General features: G+C 55.9%; 2 rRNA genes. Both read right to left on the bottom strand.

The window, feature by feature from the left end:
• Window positions 1-167: 167 nt before the first annotated feature.
• Window positions 168-3,273, bottom strand: a 23S ribosomal RNA gene (locus tag GH736_RS16305).
• A gap of 453 nt (window positions 3,274-3,726) precedes the next feature.
• Window positions 3,727-5,256: ribosomal RNA gene (locus GH736_RS16300) — 16S ribosomal RNA — on the bottom strand.
• Together the 16S and 23S rRNA genes form the textbook arrangement of a ribosomal RNA operon.
• Window positions 5,257-5,444 lie beyond the last annotated feature (188 nt).

Raw genomic sequence — 5,444 nt, 5'->3', positions numbered from 1 at the left:
GGTGGGTTGGGTGTGTGGTTACGGCACCCCACATGTGGTGGGGTGAAATCTGTGTTGTGTTATGTGTGTTTCCGTCTGTTGGGAACCACAGAGTGGACGCGAGCAATCTTGGAGGCCACTCACACGGCCTTTCGATGAATGATCTTCAAACGTGTGTGAGTGTAGTGATTGTCAAGTTATCGGCTTATTAGTACCGGTCAGCTCCGACAGTCGTTAGTCCTGTCTTCCACATCCGGCCTATCAACCCAGTCGTCTGGCTGGGAGCCTCTCCCCCGAAGGGATGGAAATCTCATCTCGAGGCCGGCTTCCCGCTTAGATGCTTTCAGCGGTTATCCATCCCGAACGTAGCTAACCAGCGGTGCTCCTGGCGGAACAACTGGCACACCAGAGGTTCGTCCAACCCGGTCCTCTCGTACTAGGGTCAGATCCTCTCAAATTTCCTACGCGCGCAGCGGATAGGGACCGAACTGTCTCACGACGTTCTAAACCCAGCTCGCGTACCGCTTTAATGGGCGAACAGCCCAACCCTTGGGACCTACTCCAGCCCCAGGATGCGACGAGCCGACATCGAGGTGCCAAACCATGCCGTCGATATGGACTCTTGGGCAAGATCAGCCTGTTATCCCCGAGGTACCTTTTATCCGTTGAGCGACAGCGCTTCCACAAGCCACTGCCGGATCACTAGTCCCGACTTTCGTCCCTGCTCGACCTGTCAGTCTCACAGTCAAGCTCCCTTGTGCACTTACACTCGCCACCTGATTGCCAACCAGGTTGAGGGAACCTTTGGGCGCCTCCGTTACTTTTTGGGAGGCAACCGCCCCAGTTAAACTACCCACCAGGCACTGTCCCTGAACCGGATCACGGTTCGAAGTTAGATATCCAGAGTGACCAGAGTGGTATTTCAACAATGACTCCACGAACACTGGCGTGCCCGCTTCAAAGTCTCCCACCTATCCTACACAAGCCACACCGAACACCAATACCAAGCTGTAGTAAAGGTCACGGGGTCTTTCCGTCCTGCTGCGCGTAACGAGCATCTTTACTCGTAATGCAATTTCGCCGAGTTCGCGGTTGAGACAGCTGGGAAGTCGTTACGCCATTCGTGCAGGTCGGAACTTACCCGACAAGGAATTTCGCTACCTTAGGATGGTTATAGTTACCACCGCCGTTTACTGGGGCTTAAATTCTCAGCTTCGCCTTGCGGCTAACCGGTCCTCTTAACCTTCCAGCACCGGGCAGGCGTCAGTCCGTATACATCGTCTTGCGACTTAGCACGGACCTGTGTTTTTAGTAAACAGTCGCTTCCCACTGGTCTCTGCGGCCCTGCAGCGCTTCCCCAGGCAAGCTGGTTCACGCCTTAGGCCCCCCTTCTCCCGAAGTTACGGGGGCATTTTGCCGAGTTCCTTAACCACGATTCTCTCGATCTCCTTGGTATTCTCTACCTGACCACCTGAGTCGGTTTGGGGTACGGGCGGCTGGAACCTCGCGTCGATGCTTTTCTCGGCAGCATAGGATCACCCACTTTTTATCCGCATCGCGTCTCAGCCATCGTGAGCGACGGATTTGCCTATCGCTCGGCCTACACGCTTGCCCCGGGTCTACCATCGCCCGGGTTGGGCTACCTTCCTGCGTCACACCTGTTAATACGCTCACTCCACCAGACGGGGTCGCATGCCGCCTCGCGCGTCACCCCGAAGGGATCGTGCACGGATTGGGATGCTTAGCACTTCTGATCTCGTGTGGGCGGTTCTTCGCCGGTACGGGAATATCAACCCGTTGTCCATCGACTACGCCTGTCGGCCTCGCCTTAGGTCCCGACTTACCCAGGGCAGATTAGCTTGACCCTGGAACCCTTGGTCTTCCGGAGGACGGGTTTCTCACCCGTCTTTCGCTACTCATGCCTGCATTCTCACTCGTGTAGCGTCCACGGCTGGTTTCCACCGCCGCTTCACTCGCCACACGACGCTCTCCTACCCATCAACACGGCTGGACCACGAAGGCCTACCACAAATGTCAATGCCACAACTTCGGTGGCGTGCTTGAGCCCCGTTACATTGTCGGCGCGGAATCACTTGACCAGTGAGCTATTACGCACTCTTTCAAGGGTGGCTGCTTCTAAGCCAACCTCCTGGTTGTCTGTGCAACTCCACATCCTTTCCCACTTAGCACGCGCTTAGGGACCTTAGTTGGTGGTCTGGGTTGTTTCCCTCTCGACGATGAAGCTTATCCCCCACCGTCTCACTGCTGCGCTCTCACTTACCGGCATTCGGAGTTTGGCTGACGTCAGTAACCTTTTAGGGCCCATCGGCCATCCAGTAGCTCTACCTCCGGCAAGAAACACGCAACGCTGCACCTAAATGCATTTCGGAGAGAACCAGCTATCACGAAGTTTGATTGGCCTTTCACCCCTATCCACAGCTCATCCCCTCCATTTTCAACTGAAGTGGGTTCGGTCCTCCACGACGTCTTACCGTCGCTTCAACCTGGCCATGGATAGATCACTTCGCTTCGGGTCTAGGACCTGCGACTGAATCGCCCTATTCAGACTCGCTTTCGCTACGGCTGCCCCTCACGGGTTAACCTCGCCACAGATCACTAACTCGCAGGCTCATTCTTCAAAAGGCACGCTGTCACCCCTACAAGGAGGCTCCAACGGTTTGTAAGCAAACGGTTTCAGGTACTATTTCACTCCCCTCCCGGGGTACTTTTCACCTTTCCCTCACGGTACTTGTCCGCTATCGGTCATCTGGGAGTATTTAGGCTTATCAGGTGGTCCTGACAGATTCACGCGGGATTTCTCGGGCCCCGCGCTACTTGGGATCCCTCTCCGGCCGGCCAGGCATTTCGACTACGGGACTCACACCCACTCCGGTCCGGCTTTCAATCCGGTTCGTCTATACCTGACGCGTCACCGTGACTGCACGGCAGTACAGTCCGAGAGGTCCCACAACCCCGACCATGCAACCCCTGCCGGGTATCACACATGGCTCGGTTTAGCCTCTTCCGCGTTCGCTCGCCACTACTTACGGAATCACGGTTGTTTTCTCTTCCTGTGGGTACTGAGATGTTTCACTTCCCCACGTTCCCTCTACCCGCCCTATATATTCAGGCGGGAGTCACCAGGTCACCCAAAGGGCCTGGCGGGGTTTCCCCATTCGGAAATCCTCGGATCAAAGCTCGTTTATCAGCTCCCCGAGGCTTATCGCAGATTACGACGTCCTTCTTCGGCTCCAGATGCCAAGGCATCCACCGTTTGCTCTTAGAAACTTGAAATCACATGAGTTCGATCGAATTCGTGCAACACCCGAAAGTGCTGCGAAATTGACCAGTGAATACGCCAAACAAGGCCACCCGAAGGCAACCCCCTTGGCGACTCACCTTTTGTGACTGACCCCGAAGGGTCAATCTAAGATGCTCGCGTCCACTATGTAGTTCTCAACAGACGGCCAGAACCCCCACACCCACCAGCAAAGCTGATCTCGGTGAAGGTCTGAAGAAACCATCACCCCACCCGAAGGCAGGATCGTCCGGTCCCTCAGGACCCAACAGCGTGCACGTGCCCGACCGGCCGGCCCCCACCGTTCCAACCCCCGAAGAGGCGTACTAGGTCTGAACCATTCAGACGAGCACCTATGTCAATGTTCCACCCATGAGCAGCCAGCAGACACGTTCGGTCTGATCTGGCCAGCACTGCGAAGACCCGAAGGCCTCCGAGTTGCTCCTTAGAAAGGAGGTGATCCAGCCGCACCTTCCGGTACGGCTACCTTGTTACGACTTAGTCCTAATCACCGATCCCACCTTCGACGGCTCCCTCCACAAGGGTTAGGCCACCGGCTTCGGGTGTTACCGACTTTCATGACTTGACGGGCGGTGTGTACAAGGCCCGGGAACGTATTCACCGCAGCGTTGCTGATCTGCGATTACTAGCGACTCCGACTTCATGAGGTCGAGTTGCAGACCTCAATCCGAACTGAGACCGGCTTTTTGGGATTCGCTCCGCCTTACGACATCGCAGCCCTTTGTACCGGCCATTGTAGCATGCGTGAAGCCCAAGACATAAGGGGCATGATGATTTGACGTCATCCCCACCTTCCTCCGAGTTGACCCCGGCAGTCTCACATGAGTTCCCACCATTACGTGCTGGCAACATGCGACGAGGGTTGCGCTCGTTGCGGGACTTAACCCAACATCTCACGACACGAGCTGACGACAACCATGCACCACCTGTAACCGAGTGTCCAAAGAGTTCCACATTTCTGCGGCGTTCTCGGTTATGTCAAGCCTTGGTAAGGTTCTTCGCGTTGCATCGAATTAATCCGCATGCTCCGCCGCTTGTGCGGGCCCCCGTCAATTCCTTTGAGTTTTAGCCTTGCGGCCGTACTCCCCAGGCGGGGCGCTTAATGCGTTAGCTACGACACGGAAACCGTGGAAAGGTCCCCACATCTAGCGCCCAACGTTTACGGCGTGGACTACCAGGGTATCTAATCCTGTTCGCTCCCCACGCTTTCGCTCCTCAGCGTCAGTTACGGCCCAGAGAACTGCCTTCGCCATCGGTGTTCCTCCTGATATCTGCGCATTCCACCGCTACACCAGGAATTCCATTCTCCCCTACCGCACTCCAGTCTGCCCGTACCCACTGCAGGCCCGAGGTTGAGCCTCGGGATTTCACAGCAGACGCGACAAACCGCCTACGAGCTCTTTACGCCCAATAATTCCGGACAACGCTCGGACCCTACGTATTACCGCGGCTGCTGGCACGTAGTTAGCCGGTCCTTTTTCTGCAAGTACCGTCAAGGAGCAAGCTCCCCTTCTTCCTTACTAAAAGCGGTTTACAACCCGAAGGCCGTCATCCCGCACGCGGCGTTGCTGCATCAGGCTTGCGCCCATTGTGCAATATTCCCCACTGCTGCCTCCCGTAGGAGTCTGGGCCGTGTCTCAGTCCCAGTGTGGCCGGTCACCCTCTCAGGCCGGCTACCCGTCGACGCCTTGGTGAGCCATTACCTCACCAACAAGCTGATAGGCCGCGAGTCCATCCCAGACCGAAAAAACTTTCCACCCCAGATCATGCGATCCAAGGTCCTATCCGGTATTAGCTCCGATTTCTCGGGGTTATCCCAGAGTCCAGGGCAGGTTACTCACGTGTTACTCACCCGTTCGCCACTAATCCAAGGAGCAAGCTCCCCTTCATCGTTCGACTTGCATGTGTTAAGCACGCCGCCAGCGTTCGTCCTGAGCCAGGATCAAACTCTCCAAAAAAAATGGTTCCCAACACCCCAAAAGGGCGTCAGGGAGTTCGTTCACTGACAGAGAAACAACTGACTAAAAAATCAAATTGTCCATCAATCAAAGGAATCCATACCCACCCCGAAGGGCAAGCTGGGGTTCAATAAATTGGCATTGAACATAGTGCACGCTGTTGAGTTCTCAAGAAACGGACGCACCCG

Source organism: Agromyces humi (genome assembly GCF_009720255.1).
GTDB classification, from domain to species: domain Bacteria; phylum Actinomycetota; class Actinomycetes; order Actinomycetales; family Microbacteriaceae; genus Agromyces; species Agromyces humi.
This window is presented reverse-complemented; position numbering and strand designations above follow the sequence as displayed.